The following is a 23,965-nucleotide window of genomic DNA, read 5'->3' as shown; positions in this document are numbered from 1 at the left end:
GACTAACGACATGAACCAACTTGACACCATCACCCACTTCATCAACGGCGCCAAACAGGACACCGCTTCCGGTCGTTACGCCGATGTTTTCAACCCGGCGCTGGGCGAACCGGTCGCGCGCGTGGCGCTGGCCAGCGGGGAAGAAGTGGATGCCGCAGTGCGCGCAGCAGAAGCGGCATTTCCATCGTGGTCGGCCACGCCGCCGCTGACGCGCGCCCGCGTGCTCTTCAAATACCTGCAACTGTGCCAGCAGCACGTGGACGACTTCGCGGCCGTGGTCACGCTCGAACACGGCAAGACCTTTGCCGACGCCCAGGGCGAAGTGGCGCGCGGCATCGAGATGGTGGAGTTCGCGGTCGGCATTCCGCAAATGCTCAAGGGTGAATTCACCGAACAGATTTCGCGCGGCATCGATGCGTGGTCGGTGCGCCAGCCGCTCGGCGTGGTGGCCGGCATCACGCCATTCAACTTCCCGGTGATGGTGCCGATGTGGATGTTCCCGCTGGCCATCGCCTGCGGCAACACCTTTATTCTAAAGCCGTCCGAACGCGATCCGTCGGCGTCGCTCCTGCACGCCAAACTGCTGAAAGAAGCGGGCCTGCCGGACGGCGTGTTCAACGTGGTGCAGGGCGATAAACTGGCGGTCGATGCGCTGCTCGATCACCCTTCGATTCAGGCCTTGAGCTTTGTCGGCAGCACGCCGATTGCCGAATATATTTACGCGCGCGGCTGCGCTGCGGGCAAGCGCGTTCAGGCCTTGGGCGGCGCCAAAAATCACATGGTGGTCATGCCCGATGCCGACATGGACATGACGGTCGATGCGCTGATGGGCGCAGCATTTGGTTCCGCCGGCGAGCGTTGCATGGCCATTTCCGTGGTGGTGGCGGTGGGTGACGCCGGCGACAAAATCATCGATGCACTGGCACAGCGCACGGCCGCACTGAAAGTGCGCGACGGTATGGCGCATGACGCCGAAATGGGGCCCGTGGTTTCCAGCGCGGCCAAGCAGCGTATAGAGAAACTGATCGGCGAAGGCGTCGAGCAGGGCGCCAAATTAGTGGTCGATGGCCGCAACCACGTGGTGCCCGAACGCGAGAACGGCTTCTTCATCGGCGGTACATTATTCGATCATGTCACGCCGGACATGAGCATCTACAAGGAAGAGATTTTCGGCCCCGTGCTGTGCATCGTGCGCCTGCCCGACGTGGGCAGCGCGGTGGAGCTGATCAACCGCAACGAGTACGGCAACGGCGTGGCGATCTATACGCGCGATGGCGGCACCGCGCGCGAGTTCGTGCGGCAAATCCAGGTGGGCATGGTGGGCGTCAACGTGCCGCTGCCGGTGCCAATGGCATTCAATAGTTTCGGCGGCTGGAAGCGCAGTTTGTTCGGCGATCATCACGCTTACGGACCCGAAGGCGTGCGCTTTTACACGCGCCATAAAGCGGTGATGGAACGCTGGCCGAATACCTCGACTGCTGGCGCGGAATTTGCATTCCCTCAGATGAAATAAGGCCCCGCCTTCAGCATCATGTTCACCAAGCTATCGCTGTCTATCGCCAGGAAAAAAGAATGATGATCGAATCTCTGAACTACATGCCGCATCCAAAGCAAGCCAATGCCCAATTGGCTTCCCACTTCACCGACCTGGCGCCCGCGCTCAATGCGCGCCAGGCTGCCATCGAAAGTGCGCGCTGCCTGTACTGCTACGATGCACCCTGCACGCGCATCTGCCCGACCGGCATCGACGTCGCCAGTTTCATCCGCAATATCCACGATGAAAACATCAACGGCGCGGCCACCGGCATCCTCAAGCAAAACATTTTTGGCGGCAGCTGCGCGCGCGTCTGCCCTACCGAAATCCTGTGCGAAGACGCCTGCGTGCGCAACCACGACGCGGAAGGGCAGCCGGTCAAAATCGGCCTGCTGCAACGCTACGCGATCGACAATATGGCGCTCTCCAATCACCCGTTTGCGCGCGCCGCATCCACCGGCAAAACCGTTGCCGTGGTGGGCGCCGGACCGGCGGGGCTGTCGTGCGCGCACCGCCTGGCCATGTTGGGCAACGACGTGGTGGTGTTCGAGGCGCAGGAAAAATCGGGAGGCCTCAACGAATACGGCATCGCCAAGTACAAGCTCACCGACAACTTCGCGCAGAAGGAAGTGAACTTCCTGCTCGAGATCGGCGGCATCGAGATCCGCCATGGCCAGAAGCTCGGCGCCAACCTGCAACTGAAAGATTTACATGCGCAGTACGACGCCGTGTTCCTCGGCCTGGGCCTGGGCGCCAGCAAGCAATTGGGCCTGACCGGGGAGGATGCGCCGGGCCTGCTGGCGGCGGTGGACTACATCGCCGAACTGCGCCAGGCCAGCGACCTGGCCGCGCTACCACTGCCATCGCGCGCCATCGTCATCGGCGCCGGCAACACGGCCATCGACATGGCGGTGCAGATCCAGCGCCTGGGCGCGGAGGAAGTGACGCTGGTGTACCGCCGGGGTTTCGAAGCGATGAGCGCGACCGAACATGAACAGCACATCGCCAAGGACAACCAGGTGCGCATGCGCACATGGGCGCAGCCGCAGCAGGTGCTGCTGGACGACGCGGGCCGCGTGCGCGGCATGCGCTTCGAGCGCACCACCGATGTCGGCGGCCGTTTGACGGGCACCGGCGAAACGTTCGAGATTGCGGCCGACGCCATCTTCAAGGCCATCGGCCAGGGCATGGATGTGGCCAGCATCAGCGATCCGCTGGCGTCCACGCTCAAGCGCGACGGCGACAAGATTTATGTCGATGACCAGTTCCGCACCGTGCTGCCGAAGATTTACGCCGGCGGCGACTGCGTGGCGCCGGGCCAGGATTTGACGGTGCAGGCGGTACAACACGGCAAGCTGGCGGCCCACGCCATCCACAGCGATATCAACCCTGAAATGGAGGCCGCACATGGCTGACCTGAGCATCGAATTTTGCGGCATTAAATCGGTCAATCCGTTCTGGCTCGCCTCCGCGCCGCCCACCGACAAGGCCTACAACGTGGTGCGCGCCTTCGAGGCCGGCTGGGGCGGCGTGGTGTGGAAAACTCTGGGGGAAGACCCGGCCGCCGTCAACGTTTCGTCGCGCTATTCCGCCTTGTACGGCAAGAACCGCGAGGTGATCGGCTTTAACAACATCGAACTGATTACCGACCGTTCGCTCGAGATCAATCTGCAGGAAATCACGCAGGTGAAAAAGGACTGGCCTGACCGCGTGATCATCGTCTCGCTGATGCTGCCGTGCGAAGAAAAGCTGTGGGCCGACATCCTGCCGCTGGTGGAAGCGACCGGCGCCGACGGCATCGAACTCAATTTCGGCTGCCCGCACGGCATGCCGGAACGCGGCATGGGCGCGGCCGTGGGTCAGGTGCCGGAATACGTGGAAATGGTGACGCGCTGGTGCAAGACGCACAGCAAGCTGCCGGTCATCGTCAAGCTCACGCCCAACATCACCGACGTGCGCGCGCCGGCCCGTGCCGCCAAGGCTGGCGGGGCCGATGCGGTCTCGCTGATCAACACCATCAACTCGATCACGCACCTGGACCTGGACCAGATGGTGGCGTTCCCGGTGGTGGGCGGCGCCAGCACCCACGGCGGTTATTGCGGCACGGCGGTCAAGCCGATTGCACTGAACATGGTGGCGGAAATCGCCCGCGATCCGGCCACGCAAGGCTTGCCGATTTCCGGCATCGGCGGCATCGGCAACTGGCGCGACGCGGCCGAGTTCATGGCGCTCGGTTCGGGCTGCGTGCAGGTGTGCACGGCCGCCATGCTGCATGGTTTCCGCATCGTCGAAGAGATGAAGGATGGCCTGTCGCGCTGGATGGATCAGAAGGGTTACACGAAGGTGAGCGACTTCGTGGGCAAGGCCGTGCCCAACACCACCGACTGGAAATACCTGAACATGAACTACCAGGTCATTGCCCAGATCAACCAGGACGACTGCATCAAGTGCGGCCGCTGCTACGTGGCGTGCGAAGACACGTCGCACCAGTCGATCAGCCAGCTGATCGACGTTGCCGGCGTGCGCACTTACGAGGTGATCAAGGACGAGTGCGTGGGCTGCAATCTGTGCGAGATCACCTGCCCGGTGCAGGGCTGCATCACGATGGTGCCGCAGAAGACCGGCAAGCCATACATGAACTGGACCCAGGACCCGCGCAACCCGCGCGCGGAGAACGTGGCTGCAGTAAAAGCGGTGGAAGAGACGGTGGCAGCAGTGTAGGTGTACTGGGTACGAAACTTGCAACGTTTGCAGGATGTTACCCGATGCTGCATGCCCGTCAACCCTTGGAGACCGTCCCGTGAATAACAGTGAACTTCCCGTCAGCCCGCAACTGTGGAACGAAGACCTGGCGCCCACCACCGCCGCGCAGCGTACGTGGCGCTGGTACCACTTTGCCGCTCTGTGGGTGGGCATGGTGATGTGCATTCCGGCGTACACGCTGTCGGCCAGCCTGATCGAAGGCGGCATGTCCGGCTGGCAGGCGGTGCTCACGGTCTTCCTCGCCAACGCCATCGTGCTGCTGCCGATGCTGTTGATCGGCCACGCGGGCACCAAGTTCGGCATTCCGTACGCAGTGCTGGCGCGGGCGTCGTTCGGCACCGCCGGCGCCAAGCTGCCGGCACTGATGCGTGCCATCGTCGCCTGCGGCTGGTACGGCATTCAAACCTGGTTCGGCGGCCAGATGATCTACACCTTGCTCGGTGTGTTGATGGGCGGCGAGATCGGCGGCGACAAGATCGCGGTGTTGGGCATCAACGCTGCGCAGCTGCTGTGCTTCCTGGGCTTCTGGGCCATCCAGCTGTATTACATCGTGCACGGCATGGAGTCGATCCGCAAACTGGAAACCTATACCGCACCGCTGAAAATCCTGATCTGCTTCGTGCTGCTGGCATGGGTGCACAACAAGGCTGGCGGCTTCGGCGACCTGCTGTCGGCGCCATCGCAGTTCGTGGAGGGCGGTAAAAAGGCCGGCCAGTTCTGGTCCGTGTTCTGGCCATCGCTCACTGCCATGGTGGGCTTCTGGGCCACGCTGGCATTGAACATTCCCGACTTCACCCGCTTTGCCAAAACCCAGCGCGACCAGGTGGTGGGGCAAACCGTGGGCCTGCCGGTGCCGATGGCGCTGCTGTCGATGATGGCGGTGATCGTCACGTCGGCCACGGTGGTCTTGTACGGCAAGGCGATCTGGGACCCGGTGGACCTGGCCAGCCGCATGACCGGCGTGGCCGTGCTGGTGGCGCTGATCATCCTCTTGATCGACACGGTGTCGGTCAACCTGGCCGCCAACCTGGTGGGACCGGCGTACGATTTCTCGGCGCTGGCGCCCAAGCGCATCACGTACCGCACCGGCGGTTACCTGACAGCGGCGATTGCCATCGTCATGATGCCGTGGAAGATACTGGAATCCACGCAAGGCTATGTGTTCACCTGGCTGATCGGCTATTCGGCGCTGCTCGGCCCCATTGCCGGCATCCTGATCGTGGACTACTACCTGGTGCGCAAGACGGAACTCGATGTGGCGGAGCTGTACCGCGAACGCGGCCAGTACTCGTACAACAACGGCTGGAACATGGCGGCGCTGGTGGCGTTCATCGTCGGCGTGCTGCCCAACATTCCCGGCTTCCTCAATGCTGCGTTCCCGGCGTCGTTCCCAGACGTGGGCGACGGTTTTAAAACGATCTATACCTACGCGTGGTTTGTTGGCGTTGCCATCTCCGCCGTGGTGTACGGGATCATGATGAAGGGGAAAACCGTGCCCGCCGTCGGCGCGCCGGTCCACCCCTAAGGAGACTGCAATGACTACCATTATCCGTGGCGGCACCGTCGTCAACGCCGACCGCGCTTTCCGCGCCGATGTGCTGTGCTACGGCGACAAGATCGTGGCCGTGGGCGAGAACCTCGACGCCCCGGCATCGGCCAAGGTGATCGACGCCACTGGCCAGTACGTGATGCCGGGCGGGATCGACACCCACACCCACATGAACCTGCCGTTCATGGGCACCGTCACGTCCGACGATTTTTTCACCGGTACGGCAGCGGGCCTGGCCGGCGGCACCACCACCATCATGGACTTCGTCATCCCCGCGCCGGGGCAGAACCTGATCGAGGCGTACCATCAGTGGCGCCAGTGGTCGGCCAAGTCGGCCGGCGACTACACCTTCCACGTGGCGATCACGTGGTGGGACGACACCGTGCACCGCGACATGGGCATCCTGGTGCGCGACCATGGCGTCAACAGTTTCAAGCACTTCATGGCGTACAAGAACGCCATCATGGCCGACGACGAGACGCTGGTGAAAAGCTTTCGCCGCTCGCTCGAACTCGGTGCGATTCCCACCGTGCATGCGGAGAACGGTGAGCTGGTCTACCAGCTGCAGCAGGATTTACTGAGGAAGGGCCTGACCGGTCCCAGCTCGCATCCGCTGTCACGCCCACCTGCCGTGGAAGCGGAAGCTGCCAACCGCGCGATTGCGATTGCCAACGTGTTGAACACGCCGGTGTACATCGTCCACGTGTCGTGCGAAGAGTCGCTGGACGCCATCACGCGTGCGCGGTCTCACGGCCAGCGCGTGTACGGCGAAGCATTGGCCGGCCACCTGGTGATCGACGACAGCGTGTACCAGAGCGAGGATCTTGAATTTGCGGCCGGCCACGTGATGAGCCCGCCGTTTCGCAGCAAGCACCATCAGAAAGCGTTGTGGAACGGCCTGCAAAGCGGCAACCTGCACACGACGGCCACCGACCATTGCACGTTCTGCGCCGAACAAAAAGCGGCCGGCAAGGACGACTTTACCAAGATCCCGAACGGCTGCGGCGGCGTGGAAGACCGCATGTCGGTGGTGTGGGATGCGGGCGTGAATACCGGCGTGCTCACGCCATCGGAATTCGTGCGCGTGACTTCCACCAACGCTGCACAGATCTTCAACATCTACCCGCGCAAGGGCGTCATTGCCGTGGGTGCGGACGCCGACATCGTGGTGTGGGACCCGCAAGGTACCCGCACTATTTCAGCCAAAACCCAGTTTGCCAAGGGCGGCTTCAATGTGTTCGAGGGGCGCACCGTCAAGGGTATCCCGTCGACCACGTTGGCGGCGGGCAACGTGGTATTCCATCGCGGCGAACTGATGGCAGTGGAGGGCGCTGGCCGCCACATCGACCGTCCCGCCTTCACAGCATCCACACGAGGACTTTGACCATGACTGAACTGCGCATCAATGGCGACCGCCTGTGGGCGGCGCTGATGGAACTGGCACAAATCGGCGCCACCGCCAAGGGCGGCGTCAAGCGCCTGGCGTTGACGGACCTGGACAAGCAGGGCCGCGACCTGGTGGTCAAATGGGGCCGCGAAGCAGGGATGTCGATCACGATCGACCAGATCGGCAACGTGTTCATGCGCCGCGACGGCACCAACAACGCGCTGCCGCCGGTGATGACCGGCAGCCATATCGACACCCAGCCCACGGGCGGCAAGTTCGATGGCAACTACGGCGTGCTGGCCGGCCTGGAAGTGGTGCGTACCCTGAACGACATGAACATCAAGACCGAGGCGCCGATCGAGGTGGCCTTCTGGACCAACGAGGAAGGCTCGCGCTTCGTGCCGGTGATGATGGGTTCCGGCGTCTTCTGCGGCGCCTTCAGCCTGGAGACCGCGTATGCCGCCAAGGACACCGACGGCAAAACCGTGGGCGAAGAACTCGAACGCATCGGCTACAAGGGCGACCAGGTGCCGGGCCAGCATCCGATCGGCGCCTACTTCGAAACGCATATCGAGCAAGGCCCGGTGCTGGAAGACGCGGATAAGGTGATCGGGGTAGTGCCGGCCGTGATGGGACTGTCGTGGTACGACTGCGTGGTCACCGGCATGGAAGCCCACGCCGGCCCCACGCCGATGGGATTGCGCCGCGATGCCTTGCAGGTGTCCACCGTGATCATGCAGGAAGTGGTGGCGATCGCCAACCGCTACCCGCCATACGGCCGTGGCACGGTGGGCATGGTGCAGGTGTTCCCCAACAGCCGCAACGTGATCCCCGGCGAAGTCAAATTCAGCATCGACCTGCGCAACGTCAACGACGAACTGCTCAACACCATGCACGGCGAGCTGCTGGCCTTCATCGACAAGACCCAGAGCGACACCGGCTTGACCATCGCGCTCGAACGCGTGTCGTACTACCCGCCATGCCCGTTCCACCCCGACTGCGTGGACGCGGTGCGCAACGCCACCGCCAAGCTGGGTTTCTCCACCATGGACGTGGTCTCGGGCGCCGGCCACGACGCCATCTACGCCGCCCGGCTGGCGCCATCGGGCATGATTTTCGTGCCGTGCAAGGATGGCATCAGCCACAACGAGATCGAGGACGCCAAGCCGGAGCACCTGGAGGCAGGGTGCAATGTGCTGCTGCATGCGATGCTGGAGCGGGCGGGAGTAGTGTAATCCCGCGGCTTGCGCGACTGCGAAATCCCATGTACACAACCCGCTTTGAAGACGATGGCTTTGCGATCGTCGCAGATGTGCTCGATGAAACCGCGTGTGCGAGCATTTCGGCTTCGCTTGGGCAGGCCATAAGCGAAGGCACGGGTGCGCGCAGCATGCTGGAGATGCCCTGGTGCCGGGCGTTGGCGCAGACGATACGCCTCCACCCGCTCATTGGGCCGGCGCTGCCCGAGCGCGCGGTAGCCGTGCAATGCACCTATTTTGAAAAGTCGCGCGACCAGAACTGGCTGGTTCCGCTACACCAGGACCTGAGCATTCCGGTCCGGGAAAAAATCGACCACCCGGCGCTTTCGGGCTGGTCGGAAAAGATGGCGCGATATTTGTGCAGCCGCCTGAAACGGTCTTGCAGGAACTGGTGGCAGTGAGGCTCCACATCGATGAATGCGGTGCCGACGATGGACCACTCAAGGTGGTGCCGGGCTCGCACCAGGCGGGCAGGCTTGGCGCTCAGGCTGCGTTGAACGCGCGGGACAATCTCGGAGAAGCTATCTGCACCGTTGGCAAAGGTGGGGTCTTGATACTGCGGCCGCTGTTGCTGCACGCTTCATCCAAGGCAAACGGTTCCAGCCGCCGCCGCGTTCTGCACTTTGTGTTTGGGCCTGGGATGCTGCCTTACGGTTTGCGGTGGCAGCATGCGGTTTAGCATGACGGCATGGCGCCAACGAACCAGAGATTCCATCCCCCAATTGCCAGGGATGGCGGCCATTTGCGCTGCTGTCTTTTTTGCCGCTTATCACCCCGGTACAGCCCATTCACAGAACATTTTGTGGATTAAAGATTTCAGCGATTTTTCGGTATATCGATTACGAGGAGAGGCGGTGGCAAAGCAGGACCTCACAGCAGGCCTGCTCACGAAGTTGGGGGGGCAGTGCCGACATTCAGACACGGGCTCAGCATACAGCGAAGTTGGGGGTCAGGAAGTTGGGGGTCAGTGCCGACATTCAGACACGGGCTCAGCATACAGAGGTCGAGCTCGTGTCCAAATGTCGGCACTGACCCCGAAGGTCACGAAGGTCACGTGTCCAAATGTCGGCACTGACCCCGAAGGTCAGAAGTTGCGGATGAAATCGAGCAGCACCCGCGCTGCAATATCGGCATCGTCGGCCGTCATGGTCTCCAGTGGATTGTGGCTGATGCCGCCATTGCCGCAGCGGGTAAATAGCATGGCGACGTCGGTGATCGCCGCCATTGCCATCGCGTCGTGGCCGGCTCCCGATAGCAGGTCGTAGCGCGGCAGGCCGGCGCGTTCCACTGCTGCGCCCAGCTGGTCCATCAGGTGCGGGGCGCAGGGCGCGGCGGCGGCGTCGACGATCTGTTCCAGTGCGAATTCCACCTGGCGCCGCTCGCAGATGGCGGCGATGCCGTCGAGGACATCGGCCACTGCCGCCAGCCGCACCGCGTCGTCGGCGGCGCGGATGTCGAGCGAGAGTTTGCAGGCGCCCGGGATCACGTTGACCGAGCCGCCCGGCACTTCGAGCTGGCCCACCGTGCCGACCAGCGACGGCGCTTGCGCGCAGCGTTGTTCGACCAGCAGCACGATCTCTGCGGCAGCGGCAGCGGCATCCTTGCGCATGGCCATCGGCGTGGTGCCGGCGTGGCTGGCCAGGCCGGTCAGCTGTACCAGGAACCGCGAGCTGCCGGCGATTGCCGTGACCACGCCCAGCGCCAGGTCGCGCTGCAGCAGCACCGGCCCTTGTTCGATATGGACTTCCACGAAGGCGAGGATGTCTTCCCGCTTGCGGGCGATGGCGGGAATGCCGGTGAAATCGTGGCCGCCGGCGGCCAGCGCTGCGCGCATGGTGATGCCGTCGGCGTCTTCCTGGTCGAGCAGCGCCATATCGAAGCGGCCTGTGATCGCGTTACTGCCGAGGAAAGTGCTCTTGAAGCGCACGCCTTCTTCTTCCGCGAAGCCCACCACTTCCAGCTGGAACGGCAGCCTCTCGCCGCGCTGGTGCAGGTGGCGCACGATGGCGATCGGCAGCAGGATGCCGAGGCGGCCGTCGTACTTGCCCCCGTTGCGCACGGTGTCGTAGTGGGAACCGGTCATCAGGGTCTTGGCGTCCGGTGCGTCGGAGCGGTACACGCCCACCACGTTGCCCACTGCGTCGATGTGGGCATCCATGCCGGCTTCGGTCATCCAGTCGCGCAGCTGTGCGGCGGTGCGCTGGTGGGCGGGGGTCATGTAGGCGCAGGTGAGATCGAAGTCCTGGTCTTCTGCCACGTCGACGTCGCTCCAGGCGGCGATGGTTTCGGCCCACGCCATGATGGTGGGGCCGAAGTCGAGCGAAACACCGAGCAGGTCGTTCAGGCGGATTTCGGCGATGCGCTTGATCTGGCGCAGGCATTCGGCGATTTCGTCGGGCCGGCGGTTTTTCAGGCGGCGGCTAAACGCGGCGATCACCTGGCGCCGCGTGAGGCCTTGGCCGGTGGGGCCTTTCACCGCCAGGATGAACGGGAAGCCGAATTTGGCGTTGTAGTCGGCGTTGAGCTGGTGCAGCAAGGCGTATTCCTCGGCGCTGCACAGGTGCAGGCCGGACGCCGCCTGTTCGCTGGTGGATTCCATGGTCAGCTGGCCGGCCACGGCCGCCTTGCCGGCCAGTTCCGGGTGTTCGCGGATCAGGCCCAGTTGTTCATCGAGGGTGGCGCACGTGACCACGTCCTGCAAGCCCAGCTTCAGCGCGGTCTCGCTGGCGAACGGACGCCGGGCAGCGGCACGCTCGGGGATCCACGGCGAATGCTCGTAGATGCCGCGCAGGCGGTCGATGAAGGTGGCGGCGTCGCAGTTATTGAGCTCGGAGAGTGTGGTCATGGCATGGGTGTCCGTTATCGAGGCTTGATGATAGCGCGTGGACGGGGGCGTGACATATGCTGCGGCAGGTACGGGTTATACGATTTATGCAGCAGGCGCGCTTATTTCAGCGTCAATCCCTTGGCCGCCGCCGCCACCTGCTCGCGCAGCCATTTGTGCTCGGGCGCCTGGTGCACGCGTTCGTGCCAGAGCTGGTAAAACCGCATGGCCGGGAATTTTACGGGCAGCGCGTAGGTTTTGAGCGGCATCTGTTTTTCGTACTGGCGCACGAACTGGCGGCCGGTGGTCAGTACCAGGTCGGTCTGCGCCAGCATATTGGGGATCAGGCCGAAGTACGCCGACTCCACCACCACGTTGCGCTGCAAGCCCTGGCGGTCGAGAAAATCGTCGATCACGCCCAGGTAGCCGGGCATCAGCTGGGTGGGCGCCACGTGGGGCAGGGTCAGGTAGTCGTCGAGCGTCATGGCGTCGCTGGGCGTGCGCAGCGCGTACGGGCAGTCGGCGCGCATCACGCAGGTGATCGGGTCCTCGAACAGCTTGGACATGTGCAGATGCTCGGGCGGCTCGTCCCAGTTGGCGATGACCAGGTCCATGTCGCCGTCCGACAGCAGCCGCACATAGTCCACGCGCGGGCCGAGGCTGTGGATTTTGACGCGGCTGTTCGGCGAGCCGCGTCGTAAAAGCGCAACAAGATTGGGCAGGAACTGGCTGTCGAGATAATCGGGCGCGGCGACGTGGAAGGTGCGCGCTTCGATCTGCGGCACGAACGGCGATTTCTTTAAAAACAGGTTTTCGGTCTCGTCGAGGATGCGCTTGGCCGGCAGCAGCAAGCTCTCGCCATGCTGGGTGGGCACCATGCCACGGGCGCCGCGCACCAGGATGGGATCGCCCGTCAGCTCGCGCAGCTTGCGCAGCGAGGCCGAAATCGAGGGCTGCGGCTGATTGAGTTTGAGCGCCACCCGCGAGACGTTTTTTTCCACCAGCAGCAGGTACAAAATGCGGATCAGGTGGAGGTCCAGGTGTTGTGGCAGAGCGGCCATGAAAAGTCTTGTTCAGGTTATACGGAATACGATATGTTTAATATACTCGATAGTTCATGTGCATTGCAGCATTTGCAGCTATCTTCTGTAAATTAGCCACAGCCCTGACCTGAAAGACTAGCCATGGAATTGTTTGCGTACCTCGTCCCCTACGGCCTTGAATGGCTCAACCTCCTGGTACGCTGGCTCCACGTCATCACCGGTATCGCCTGGATCGGCGCATCGTTTTATTTCGTATGGCTCGATAACTCGATCCGCCCGCCGGCGCCGGGTTCCGAGCTGGCGAAAAAGGGCGTGTCGGGCGAGCTGTGGGCCGTGCACGGCGGCGGCTTTTATAACCCGCAAAAATACCTGGTGGCGCCGGCCGAACTGCCGAAGGAGCTGCACTGGTTTAAATGGGAAGCCTATTCCACCTGGCTCTCCGGCATCGCGCTGCTGACGATCGCCTATTACTTCAACGCCCAGGCCATGATGATCGACAAGTCGGTGGCCGACATCACCAGCCTGCAGGCGGTGGGCATCGGCGTCGGCACCCTGGTCGTCGGCTGGACCGTCTATGACCTGCTGTGCCGCTCGCCGCTGGGCAAGCACGACTTCTGGTTCGGCGTGGTGATCTTCGCGCTGATCGTGGCGGCAGCCTATGGCCTCACCCATGTGCTCAGCGGCCGCGCCGCCTACATCCACGTGGGTGCGCTGATCGGCACCATCATGGTGGGCAATGTGCTGATGCTGATCATTCCCGGCCAGCGCAAGATGGTCGAAGCCATGTCGGCCGGCCGCATGCCCGATCCGGTGCACGGCCAGAAGGCCAAGCAGCGTAGCGTCCACAATAACTACTTCACCTTGCCGGTGCTGTTCATCATGATCAGCAACCATTACGCGATGACTTACCGCCATGAGTATTCGTGGCTGGTGCTGGCAATGATCATGGCGGCCGGCGTGTTCATTCGCCACTTCTTCAACCTGCGCCACAAGGGCCGCGTCGAGTGGCGCTATCCGGTCATCGGCCTGGCGCTGCTGGCGGCGGTGGCCGTGGCGATCGCCCCAAGCCGACCGGCAGCAGTGGCGGCTGCGCCGGCGGTCGATCCGCAAGCGGCTGCCAAACAATTCGCGCAAGTGAAAACCATCATCGACCACCGCTGCGTGTCGTGCCATGCGGCCCAGCCCAAGCAGGCCGGCTTTGCGGCCGCACCGGCCGGCATCATGCTCGAGAACGAGGCGGAAATCCGCCAGAATGCCGAAAAAATCTACAAGCAGACGGTCCAGCTCAAAGCCATGCCGCTGGCGAACCTGACGCAAATGACCGACGCCGAACGCGCGCAAGTCGCCGCCTGGTATGAATCGGGTGCAAAATGAAAGAAGAACTGATGAACGACCAAAAAGCACAACTGGCGCAGTGGATCGACGCCCATTTCGATGAGCAGGTGGGCGTGCTCCAGCAACTGCTGCGCATCCCCACCGATACTCCGCCCGGCAACAACGCGCCGCATGCCGAGATGGTGGCGAACCTGGTGCAAGCCTACGGCTGGACCGCCGAGCAGCACGCGGTGCCCGAGCAGGCGGTGCGCGACTACGGCATGCAGACCATTACCAACCTGATCGTGCGCCGCCCGTACGACAGTGGCGGCCCCACGGTGGCCCTCAATGCCCACGGCGACGTGGTGCCGCCCGGCGACAACTGGACCTATCCACCGTATGGCGGCGTGGTCGATAACGGTTTTATCTATGGCCGCGCCGCCGCCGTCTCCAAGTGCGACTTCGCCACGTACATTTTCGCCACCCGCGCACTGGAAGCGCTGGGCATGCCGTTGACGGGGGCACTGGAACTGCACTTCACGTACGACGAGGAATTCGGCGGCCTGCTGGGTCCCGGCTGGCTGCTCGAGCAAAAGCTGACCCGGCCCGATTATGTCATCGCGGCGGGCTTCAGCTACAACATCGTCACCGCCCACAACGCCTGCCTGCAACTGGAAGTGACGGTGCACGGCAAATCCGGCCACGGCGCCATGCCGGAGACGGGCCACGACGCGCTGCAGGCGGCCACCCGCATCCTCAACGCCATCTACGACGAGCTGCCGGAACTGAAAAAGATCAAGTCGCAGATTGCCGGCATCGACTCGCCGACCATGCTGGTGGGCCGCATCGACGGCGGCACCAATACCAATGTCGTGCCGGGCAAGGTGGTGCTCAAGCTCGACCGCCGCATGATTCCCGAGGAAGACCCGGTGCAGGTGGAAGCATACGTGCGCGCGCTGATCGAAAACGCCGTGGCAGGGCAGGCGGGCATCACGCTCGACATCAAGCGCCTGCTGCTGTCGCACGCGCTGCGCGAACTGCCGGGTACCGCGCAGCTGGTGGCCAGCCTGCAGCACAATGCGCAAACCTACCTGGGCGAGACCATTCCCGCCCAGGGCACGCCGCTGTACGCGGACGCGCGCCTGTACGGCGAGCACGGGATTCCGGCCGTGCTGTACGGCGCCGGCCCGCGCACGGTGCCCGAATCGAACGCCAAGAAGGCCGACGAACGCCTGAACCTGGACGACTTGCGCAAAGCGACCAAGGTGGTGGCCGCCACGCTGCTCGACTTCCTGCACAAAAAGTAAATTGAAGTAAGCACCGCGAAACCGGTCCCGCCGCACAATTGTGCGCGCCAGTATTGCCGTATGATATGAATGTTTCCATCATTCCGGCCGGACCGTGTATCGCTACGATTTGATCAGTTGCCACGACTGCGGCGTGCTGCACCAGCACCGCCCTTTGCAACCGCGCGAAAAGGCGCGGTGTGTGCGTTGCGGCTCGATACTCTATCGCGGCATCCGCTCCGATCCGCGCGCCATGGCCGCCATCACGCTGGCTGCCATCTTCACCTTCTTGATTGCCCAGTTCTTCCCCATCGTCGAATTGTCGGTGGGCGGCTACAGCATCGCTTCCACGCTGATGGGGGCGATTTACGTGCTCTGGCGCGAGAAGATGGAGATCGTTGCGGCCATCGTCACGCTGTTTACCATCGTGCTGCCGGCGGTGGAGCTGGCGTCGCTGTTCTACGTCACGCTGTCGCTGAGCCGGGGGCGGCGGCCGCCCGGATTCGACTCCATGCTGCGCGCGCTCGGCACGGCGCGGCGCTGGGGCATGACGGAAGTGCTGATGATCGGCATCCTGATCACCATCGTCAAGATGACCAGCCTGGCGCGCGTGATCGTCCATCCCGGCCTGTTCGCGTTTGCCGTGCTTACCCTGATGCTGGCGCTGGTGATGTCGTTCGACCCCAAGATTTTATGGAATATCGGCGAGCACCTGCCGGGGCCCAAGGGCATGCGCCCGTCGCAGTCGCAGTTCAATTACCAGGCGCTCGCTGCCGGCGCGCCGCTGGTGGCGTGCCATAGCTGCGGCCTGGTGGCCCCCGAAAAAGGCCGCCACCAGCACTGTGAACGGTGCAAGTCGGCGCTGCACCGGCGCCGCCCGGACAGCGTGGGCCGCACCTGGGCGCTGCTGCTCGCTGCCACCATTCTCTACATTCCCGCCATGCTGCTGCCCGTGATGTACACGAACTCCCTGTTCGGCAAGGAGGACGACACCATCATCAGCGGCGTGCTGCTGTTCTGGAACAGCGGCTCGCAGGCGCTGGCGATCATCATTTTCGTGGCCAGTATCGTGGTGCCGGTGATGAAGCTGGTGGCGCTGGCGATACTGGCCGCGACTGCGCAGCGCCGCTCGCGCTGGCGCCCGGAGCAGCGCACGGTGTTGTACCGCATCGTTGAATTTGTCGGCCGCTGGTCGATGCTCGATATTTTTGTCATTACGCTGACGGTGGCGCTGGTGCGCTTCCAGTCGCTCGCGGTGATCACCGCCGGCCCTGGCGCGCTGGCGTTTTGCGCCGTGGTGGTCCTGACGATGATGGCGTCGATGCAGTTCGATCCGCGCCTGATCTGGGACCCCGTCGATACACATGGAGAAAAGCATGCCTGAAAACGAAGACCACCTACGGCCGGTGCACGAGCCGGCCGTCGAAAAGGCCAACCGCTGGCTGCCCTCGCTGGTCTGGCTGATCCCCCTGCTGGCCGCGCTGATCGGCGTGGGCCTGGTGATCAAGACCTTTGTGGACCAGGGGCCGTCGGTGACGGTGAGCTTCCGCAGCGGCGACGGCCTGGAACCCGGCAAGACCAAGGTCAAATACAAGGATGTCGATATCGGCATCGTGCGTTCGATCTCGATTTCGCGCGACCTGTCCAGGGTGCTGGTCAAGATCGACATGAGCAAGGAAGCCGAGCGCTTTGCCGCAGCCGACACCCGCTTCTGGGTGGTGCGGCCCAAGGTGGGCGCTACCGGCGTCTCCGGCCTGGGCACGCTGCTGTCGGGCGCGTACATCGGCGTCGATGCCGGCAAGTCCGGCGAGACCGCCACCGAATTTGCCGGCCTGGAAGAAGCGCCGCAGGTAGCCACCGACGAAAAGGGCAGCCTGTTTACGCTGCACGCCGAAAGCCTCGGTTCCGTCGATGTAGGTTCGCCAATCTACTACCGCCGCATCCCGGTGGGCCGGGTGACCGCGTTCGACCTGGAAGAGCAGGGACGCGGCGTGAAAATGAAAGTGTTCATCCGCGCGCCGTACGAGCAGTACGTGGGCAAGAACACGCGCTGGTGGCATGCCAGCGGCGTCGATGTGCGGCTCGATTCGTCGGGCTTCAAGCTCAATACGCAATCACTGGCCGCGCTGGTGGTGGGCGGGATCGCGTTCGAGAGCGCCGGCGGCCAGAAACCCGACGTGGTGGCGCCGCAGGGCAGCCAGTTCCTGCTGGCCGCCGACCAGGCCAGCGCGCTGCGCGACCCGGATGGTCCCGCGATCACCACCGTGCTGTACTTCGACCAGTCGCTGCGCGGCCTGTCGCAGGGCGCGCCGGTGGACTTCCGTGGCATCGTGCTGGGCGAAGTGCGTTCGGTGGGCGTGGAGTTCGACCGTGTCAAGAAAACCTTCCGCATGCCGGTCACGGTGGACATGTACCCGGCGCGCCTGGGCCGCGCCTTCCAGAAGAGCATCGACGACGACCAGGACCGCAACGCCGGGCCGCAGGTGATGGAGCGCATGGTGGCGCGCGGCCTGCGCGGCCAGCTGCGCACCGGTAACCTGCTCACCGGCCAGCTGTACGTGGCACTCGACTTCTTCCCGAACGCCAAGAGCGCCAAGGTGGACATGAACCAGGACCCGCTCGAGATTCCGACCGTACCGAACACGCTCGACGAGCTGCAAACCCAGCTCTCGAGCATTGCACGCAAGCTCGACAAGGTACCGTTCGAGGAAATCGGCACCAACCTGCGCGACACCCTGAAAAGCGCCGACACTCTGCTCAAGCAGATCGATTCGCAAGTGGTGCCGGAGATGAAAGACACCCTGGGCGCGGCGCGCAAAACCTTCGGCACCGCCGAGGAACTGCTGCAAAAGGACTCGCCGGTGCAGTCCGATCTGCGCGAAGCGCTGCAGCAACTGACGCAAACCATGGAGTCCATCAACGCGCTGACGGACTACCTGGAACGCCATCCCGAGTCGCTCATCCGCGGCAAGCCGGAGAAAAAAGGAGAGAAGAAATGACGTACCGTTTGTATGGCCTCGCCATCGCTGCTGTTGCTGCTGCGCTGGCCGGCTGCTCCAGCACGCCGCCCGACCGCTTCTACAGCCTGGCCACGGGCATGGGCACGCCCGCCGCGAAAAGCGGCGCAGCCCCCGCGTACTTCATCGAGATTCCGGCCGTGACGGTGCCGCAGCAGGTGGCGCGCAAACAGCTGGTGGTGACCACCGATGGCCGCATGGACTTGCTGGAACAGGACCTGTGGACCTCGCCGCCGGCCGCCGAAATCGGCCAGGCACTGTCGCAGGTGGTGACGAACGACCTGGGCGCGGTGGACGTGTTCCGCACGCCCACGCCGGAAGGCGCCACCGTGTACCGCATCAGCACCAATGTCCAGCGCTTCGAGTCGGCCCCCGGCAAGTACGCGCTGCTCGACGCCGTATGGAGCGTGCGCCAGGTGGGCAGCCCCAAGGTGCTGACCTGCCGCACGGTTGCCAGCGAGACGGTGAGCGACGGTAACGAGGCGCTGGTGGCAGGCCACCGCCGCGCCGTCGCGCGCCTGGGCGCCGATATCGCCACGGCGGTGCGCGGCCTGGCTGCCAATGGCAGCGCGGCCTGCCCGGCTTCGGCTTCGTAGTCGTAGGACGATCATGGGACAGATTTTTTTGGTGCGCAGCGCGCAGGCGTCGTTCGGCAGCGCCAATTACGACCAGCTGTCGCCACGCGGCATCGAGCAGGCGCGCCTGCTGGGACAGTGGTTCGCCAGGCGCGACCAGCGCTTTCACCGCGTACTGACCGGCGGCATGGTCCGCCACGCGCAGGCAGCCGACGCCTGCCAGGCCGAGATGCCGGCCGGCTTGTGGCCACCGGCGCAACGCGAGATAGAGCCGGGTTTTGCCGAATTCGACCACCACGAAGTGATGCTGCGCCACTGCCCGGAATTCGCCGACCCGGCGGCGCTGGGCGAACGCCTGGCCGGCCAGCGCGAGCCGCAGCGCGCCATGGAGCAGCTGTTCCGCGCGGCGATGCAGCGCTGGATGACCGGCTGGCATGACGATGAATACGCGCAGGCATGGCCCGAATTCCGCGCCCGCGTGGTGGCCGCGCTGGAGCGCCTCGACCGCCCCGACAGCAAGCAGGCCACGCTGGTGTTCACGTCCAGCGGCGTGACCGCCACCGTGATGCAGCACGTGCTGGGCTTGCAGGACTACCAGGTCATGGAAATGACGTGGAAGATGGCCAACTGCTCGGTCACCCGGCTGCTGCACCGGCCCGGCGAATTCGGCCTCGATTACTTCAACAACTATGCCCACCTGGAAGCGCTGGGCGGGAAAGACATGCTCACCTACCGCTGAAGCTCACCTGTTGTCCACCTGTTAAAATCGCAGCATGACCGATCCCACCGATAAACCGCCTGGCCACGACAGTCCCAAGCGCCGCCGCAACAGCGGCGGCATCACGCTGCGCGACGTCGCGCGCCTGGCCGGCGTAGCGCCGATCACCGCGTCGCGCGCGCTCAACAATCCCAGCGTGGTGTCGGACGCGATCATGCAGCGCGTGAAAGACGCGGTCGCGCAAACCGGTTACGTGCCCAATATGCTGGCCGGCGGCCTCGCGTCGCGCAAGAGCCGGCTGGTCGCTGCCGTGATTCCCACGATTGCCGGCAACGTGTTCCTCGAGATGGTGCAGTCGCTGACGGCGGCGCTGGCGCAGCATGGCTACCAGGTGATGCTGGGGCAGTCCGGCTACGAGGATTCGCGCGAGGATGAACTGCTCGAAGCCATCATCGGCCGCCGCCCCGACGGCGTGGTGCTTACCGGGATCATGCATTCGTCAGCCGGCCGCAAGCGCTTGCTAAACAGCGGCATCCCGGTGGTGGAAACCTGGGATCTGGCGCCCAACCCGATCGACATGCTGATCGGCTTTTCGCACGAAAAAGTCGGGCAGGCGGTGGCCGAATACCTGCATGCGCGCGGCCGCCGCCGCGTGGCCACGCTGGGCGCCGATGACGACCGCGCCCGGCGCCGCATGCAGTCGTTCTCGGATGCGGCAATTACGCTGGGCATGGCCGCGCCGGGTGAGGCGGCAATTCCCGCGCTGGTGGCGCCCGCGCCCACCAATACCGGTTTCGGTCGCACCGGCCTGCGCGCGCTGCTGGCGCAGCATCCCGATATCGACGCCGTGTTCTGCAGCTCGGATATGGTGGCGCTGGGCGTGCTGACCGAGGCGCAGGCGCTCGGCATCGCGGTGCCTGAGCAGTTGGCTGTCATTGGCCTGGGCGACCTGGCGTTTGCGCGCGAGCTGCATCCGGCCTTGACGACCGTGCGCATCGACGGCGCGCTGATCGGCACCACGGCGGCGCGTTTCATCCTCGACCGCTCGCAGGAGCGCGAGGTGGGCGAGCGCATCCTCGATATCGGCTTCTCGATTATTGAACGCAGTAGCGGCTGACCCCTGCGCCTGCTCCCGCAGCTAAGCAAGGCCAGAATTGCGGCTGTATGCACATACAGTATAATTCTGCCATGACCTGCACCGGCTTTATCCTCACGCGCCACTGGCGCGATACTGCGCACGGCACCGAGATCGACTTCTGGCTGGCCACCGACGACGGCCCCCGGAAAATCCGCCTGACCGCGCAAACTTCCGTCGCCTTTGCCGAGGCAGGACAGCGCGCGGCCATCGCGGCGCTGATGGATCAGTCGGGCGGCATCGAGTTGCGCGACCTGCAATTGAAAACCTTCCAGCAGGAGCCGGTGATCGGCGTGTACGCGTCGCGCTACAAGGCACTGACCGCGTTTGAGCGCACGCTGCGCGAACACGGCATCCGCATGTACGAGGCCGATATCCGCCCGCCCGAGCGCTATTTGATGGAACGGTTCATTTCGGCCGGCGTCACCGTTGAAGGCGGCCGCGTCGAAGGCGCGACGATCTTCGACTGCAAGCTCAGGCCGGCGCCCGATTTCCGTCCCACGCTCAAGATCGTCTCGCTCGATATCGAGACCAGCGCCCACGGCGACCTGTATTCGATTGCGCTCGAAGGCTGCGGCCAGCGCCAGGTGTACATGCTCGGCACTGCACCGGAGTCATCCGGGCAGTCGATCGACTTCGATCTCGAATACTGCGCCACGCCGCGCCAGGTCATCGAGCGCCTGAACGGCTGGTTCGCGCGCCACGATCCCGACGTGGTCATCGGCTGGAACGTGGTGCAGTTCGATCTGCGGGTGCTGCAAAAGAACGCCGACAAGTACCGCATTCCACTGACCCTGGGCCGCGAAAACAAAACCATCGAGTGGCGCGAGCACCCGGGCAAGCAGGGCTATATGTTCGCGCCGGTGACGGGCCGCATCGTATTGGACGGGATCGACGCGCTCAAGGCGGCGTCGTGGATGTTCCAGTCGTACAGCCTGGAGAACGTCTCGCAGGAGATGCTGGGCGAGGGCAAGGACATCGGCAGCGACTACGACAAGATGGCCGAGATCGAGCGCCGCTTCCACGAAGACAAGCCGGCGCTGGCGCACTACAACCTCAAGGACTGCGAGCTGGTCACGCGCATTTTCGACAAGGCCAACCTGCTGGCGTTCATGATCGAGCGCGCCACCGTCACCGGCCTGCAGGCAGACCACTTGGGCGGCTCGATCGCGGCCTTCAGCCACCACTACCTGCCGCGCATGCACCGCGAGGGCTACGTGGCGCCCAGCGTGGGCGATGTGTCGGGCGGGGCGTCGCCCGGTGGCTTTGTCATGGATTCCAAGCCGGGCCTGTACGACTCGGTCGTGGTGCTCGACTACAAAAGCCTGTACCCGTCGATCATCCGCACCTTCCTGGTCGATCCGGTGGGGCTGATCGAAGGGGAGGCGGCCACCGATGCGGCCGACCAGGTGGAGGGCGTGAACGGCACCGTGTTCTCGCGCACGAAGCACTGCCTGCCCGAGATCACCACGCAGATCTGGAAGCAGCGCGACGCCGCCAAGCGCGCGAAGAACGAGCCGCTGTCGCAGGCATTGAAGCTGTTGATGAATTCCTTCTGCGGCGTGCTGGGCGCCACCGAATGCCGCTTCTTCAATCCGCGCCTGGTGTCGTCGGTGACACTGCGCGGCCACCAGATGATGAAGCAGACGCGCGCGCTGGTCGAAGCCGAGGGCTACGACGTGATTTACGGCGACACCGATTCGATCTTCATCTGGCTGAAAAAAGAGCACCGCAACGACGATGCGCTGGCCATCGGCCAGCAGCTGGCGGACGGCATCAACCAGTGGTGGCGCACCATGCTCAAGGAAAAGCATGGCCTCGACTGTCACCTCGAAATCGAGTTCGACACCCACTACCAGAAATTCTTCATGCCCACCATCCGCGGCACGGAAATGGGCAGCAAGAAGCGCTACGCCGGGCTGATGATCAATGCGCAAGGCGCAGAGGAAGTGATTTATCGCGGCCTGGAAGTGGCGCGCAGCGACTGGACGCCGCTGGCGCAGCAGTTCCAGCAAGGCCTGTTCATGCGCGTGTTCAAGAACCAGCCTTACCAGGACTACGTGCGCGAGTACGCGGACCGCATGCTGGCCGGTGAATGCGACGACCTGCTGGTGTACCGCAAGCGCCTGCGCCAGCCGCTCGACGAGTACAAGGTGAACGTGCCGCCGCAGGTGCGCGCCGCGCGCCTGGCCGACGAGTACAACCTGGCGCACCGCCGCCCGCTGCGCTACCAGAACGGCGGCTGGATCAGCTACGTGATGACCACCAGCGGCCCGGAACCGCTGGAAGATTTACGGTCGCAGATCGACTACGAACATTACCTGACCAAGCAGCTGCAGCCGATTGCGGACGCCATTTTGCAACCGATGCACGACAGCTTCGGCAATCTCACCACCATGCAATCGAGTTTATTTTAAGGAGCCCGGATGAACGCTGTAACCACCTTCAAAAAACTGCACGACGGCAGCCGCTTGCTGCACCTGCCCAACGCCTGGGATGCGGGCAGCGCACGGCTGTTCGAAAGCCTCGGTGCGCCGGCGATTGCCACCACCAGTGCCGGCGTGGCGTGGGCCGCCGGCTATGCCGATGGCGGCCAGATGCCGGTCGATGTGGCGATCGCCGTGGCCGCCAATATCGCGCGGGTGCTGACGGTGCCGTTGTCGGTCGATTTCGAAAACGGCTACGACGACGATCCGCAGGCCGTGGCGCTGAGCGTGCTGCGCCTGATCGACGTGGGGGTGGCAGGCGTCAACCTCGAAGACGGTCACGATGCGCCGCAGGTCTTGGCTGCCAAGATCGCCGCGATCAAGGAGCTGGCCGCGCAGGAGGGCAGGGACATTTTCATCAACACCCGCACCGACGTGTATCTGAAAAACCTGGCGCCGGAAGGAGAGCGGGTGGCCGAAGTGCTGCGCCGCGCGGCGTTGTACCAGGCGGCCGGCGCCGACGGCCTGTTCGTGGCCGGCATCGTCAAGCCCGATGAGATTGCGCAGGTGGTCGCGGCAGCGGCCTTGCCGGTCAACGTGATGGACTGGCCGGGCGTGCCGGACGCCGACACGCTCATGCAGCTGGGCGTGCGTCGCCTGAGCGCCGGCTCCGGCATTCCGCAAGCGTTGTGGGCAGTCGCTGCCGGGATGGGCCGCGACTTCCTCGCCACCGGCAACGCCGGTCCGCTGGTGGCGCAGGCCATGCCGTATGGCCAGTTACAGGCTTTGTATCAGCCGTCTGCGCATTAACGCTGTGGCAAAAAGGTGACATGCATCGTGCGATGGACGTTGTGGGCGATTGTGCAGAATTGCGCGTTGCTTGCCTTGGTGCATTCCGACGGCACGGCCCGCCATCTCAACAGGTAACGTCAAAACCAATACTGTTGGTCACTTTCGTGCCCGTTTCCAAATAGAACGCATAGTAGGGGTAAGGAAAATTACCCGCTCAATGGTTACATTTTGGTTGCAAATTTGTGACTCATAGTCTTTGACTGCTGGATGGAACGACAACAAACTGGCCCTGCACCGGCTCTGCGGAGATCACAAGTTTTCGGCGGCCGGTGGCTTGTTCTCC

General features: G+C 63.9%; 19 protein-coding genes. 17 read left to right on the top strand and 2 right to left on the bottom strand.

Annotation, left to right across the window (positions count from 1 at the left end):
- The first annotated feature begins 10 nt into the window (after positions 1–10).
- From SR858_RS21415 to SR858_RS21380, 8 genes are read left to right on the top strand one after another with little or no spacing between them, the layout of a single operon-like run.
- A complete protein-coding gene (locus tag SR858_RS21415; RefSeq protein WP_019921511.1) occupies positions 11–1,513 on the top strand; it encodes a CoA-acylating methylmalonate-semialdehyde dehydrogenase in 1,503 nt (500 codons plus the stop codon).
- Between the two features lie 59 nt (positions 1,514–1,572).
- Positions 1,573–2,949: an NAD(P)-dependent oxidoreductase gene (locus SR858_RS21410; protein WP_019921512.1), complete on the top strand. Its 1,377-nt coding sequence runs from the start codon at positions 1,573–1,575 to the stop codon at positions 2,947–2,949.
- Positions 2,942–4,255 (top strand): NAD-dependent dihydropyrimidine dehydrogenase subunit PreA, encoded by a 1,314-nt coding sequence (gene preA / locus SR858_RS21405; protein WP_019921513.1) that lies wholly within the window; start codon positions 2,942–2,944, stop codon positions 4,253–4,255. The genes SR858_RS21410 and preA overlap by 8 nt, the downstream gene beginning before the upstream one ends.
- Before the next feature lie 34 nt (positions 4,256–4,289).
- Complete coding sequence (locus SR858_RS21400) at positions 4,290–5,822, top strand: NCS1 family nucleobase:cation symporter-1 (RefSeq protein ID WP_084669931.1); 1,533 nt, start codon at positions 4,290–4,292, stop codon at positions 5,820–5,822.
- Between the two features lie 10 nt (positions 5,823–5,832).
- Positions 5,833–7,230: a dihydropyrimidinase gene (gene hydA, locus SR858_RS21395; RefSeq protein ID WP_019921515.1), complete on the top strand. Its 1,398-nt coding sequence runs from the start codon at positions 5,833–5,835 to the stop codon at positions 7,228–7,230.
- Between the two features lie 2 nt (positions 7,231–7,232).
- Positions 7,233–8,468, top strand: coding sequence for a Zn-dependent hydrolase (locus tag SR858_RS21390; RefSeq protein ID WP_019921516.1), 1,236 nt, complete (start codon positions 7,233–7,235; stop codon positions 8,466–8,468).
- Positions 8,469–8,497: 29 nt separating this feature from the next.
- Positions 8,498–8,893, top strand: a complete 396-nt coding sequence (locus tag SR858_RS21385; protein WP_322533910.1) for a phytanoyl-CoA dioxygenase family protein — start codon at positions 8,498–8,500, stop codon at positions 8,891–8,893.
- Positions 8,851–9,171: a phytanoyl-CoA dioxygenase family protein gene (locus SR858_RS21380; protein WP_322533909.1), complete on the top strand. Its 321-nt coding sequence runs from the start codon at positions 8,851–8,853 to the stop codon at positions 9,169–9,171. The genes SR858_RS21385 and SR858_RS21380 overlap by 43 nt, the downstream gene beginning before the upstream one ends.
- 405 nt (positions 9,172–9,576) lie before the next feature.
- On the opposite strand, the gene SR858_RS21375 is transcribed toward SR858_RS21380, so the two are convergent.
- The gene (locus tag SR858_RS21375; protein ID WP_019921517.1) at positions 9,577–11,337 is read right to left on the bottom strand and encodes an allantoate amidohydrolase; all 1,761 of its coding nucleotides are present in this window, start codon (positions 11,335–11,337) and stop codon (positions 9,577–9,579) included.
- Positions 11,338–11,438: 101 nt separating this feature from the next.
- Entirely contained in the window at positions 11,439–12,377 is a 939-nt protein-coding gene (locus SR858_RS21370) for a LysR substrate-binding domain-containing protein (RefSeq protein ID WP_019921518.1), read from the bottom strand.
- 123 nt (positions 12,378–12,500) lie between these two features.
- On the opposite strand from SR858_RS21370, the gene SR858_RS21365 reads away from it, so the two are divergent.
- From SR858_RS21365 to SR858_RS21325, 9 genes are all read left to right on the top strand, one after another.
- Positions 12,501–13,733, top strand: a complete 1,233-nt coding sequence (locus tag SR858_RS21365; RefSeq protein ID WP_019921519.1) for a urate hydroxylase PuuD — start codon at positions 12,501–12,503, stop codon at positions 13,731–13,733.
- Positions 13,734–13,744: 11 nt separating this feature from the next.
- The gene (locus SR858_RS21360) at positions 13,745–14,980 is read left to right on the top strand and encodes a M20/M25/M40 family metallo-hydrolase (RefSeq protein ID WP_026637231.1); all 1,236 of its coding nucleotides are present in this window, start codon (positions 13,745–13,747) and stop codon (positions 14,978–14,980) included.
- Positions 14,981–15,074: 94 nt separating this feature from the next.
- A complete protein-coding gene (locus SR858_RS21355) occupies positions 15,075–16,343 on the top strand; it encodes a paraquat-inducible protein A (protein ID WP_019921521.1) in 1,269 nt (422 codons plus the stop codon).
- Positions 16,336–17,958, top strand: coding sequence for a PqiB family protein (locus tag SR858_RS21350; RefSeq protein WP_019921522.1), 1,623 nt, complete (start codon positions 16,336–16,338; stop codon positions 17,956–17,958). The genes SR858_RS21355 and SR858_RS21350 overlap by 8 nt, the downstream gene beginning before the upstream one ends.
- Complete coding sequence (locus tag SR858_RS21345; protein WP_019921523.1) at positions 17,955–18,572, top strand: PqiC family protein; 618 nt, start codon at positions 17,955–17,957, stop codon at positions 18,570–18,572. The genes SR858_RS21350 and SR858_RS21345 overlap by 4 nt, the downstream gene beginning before the upstream one ends.
- A gap of 13 nt (positions 18,573–18,585) precedes the next feature.
- Entirely contained in the window at positions 18,586–19,290 is a 705-nt protein-coding gene (locus tag SR858_RS21340; RefSeq protein WP_019921524.1) for a histidine phosphatase family protein, read from the top strand.
- A 34-nt stretch (positions 19,291–19,324) separates the two neighbouring features.
- On the top strand, positions 19,325–20,386 hold the full coding sequence (locus tag SR858_RS21335; protein WP_019921525.1) for a LacI family DNA-binding transcriptional regulator: 1,062 nt from the start codon (positions 19,325–19,327) through the stop codon (positions 20,384–20,386).
- Between the two features lie 71 nt (positions 20,387–20,457).
- Complete coding sequence (locus SR858_RS21330) at positions 20,458–22,821, top strand: DNA polymerase II (RefSeq protein WP_019921526.1); 2,364 nt, start codon at positions 20,458–20,460, stop codon at positions 22,819–22,821.
- 9 nt (positions 22,822–22,830) lie between these two features.
- Positions 22,831–23,640, top strand: a complete 810-nt coding sequence (locus tag SR858_RS21325) for an isocitrate lyase/PEP mutase family protein (RefSeq protein WP_019921527.1) — start codon at positions 22,831–22,833, stop codon at positions 23,638–23,640.
- Positions 23,641–23,965 lie beyond the last annotated feature (325 nt).

The organism is Duganella zoogloeoides (genome assembly GCF_034479515.1).
Taxonomy (GTDB): Bacteria; Pseudomonadota; Gammaproteobacteria; order Burkholderiales; family Burkholderiaceae_D; genus Rugamonas; species Rugamonas zoogloeoides.
This window is presented reverse-complemented; position numbering and strand designations above follow the sequence as displayed.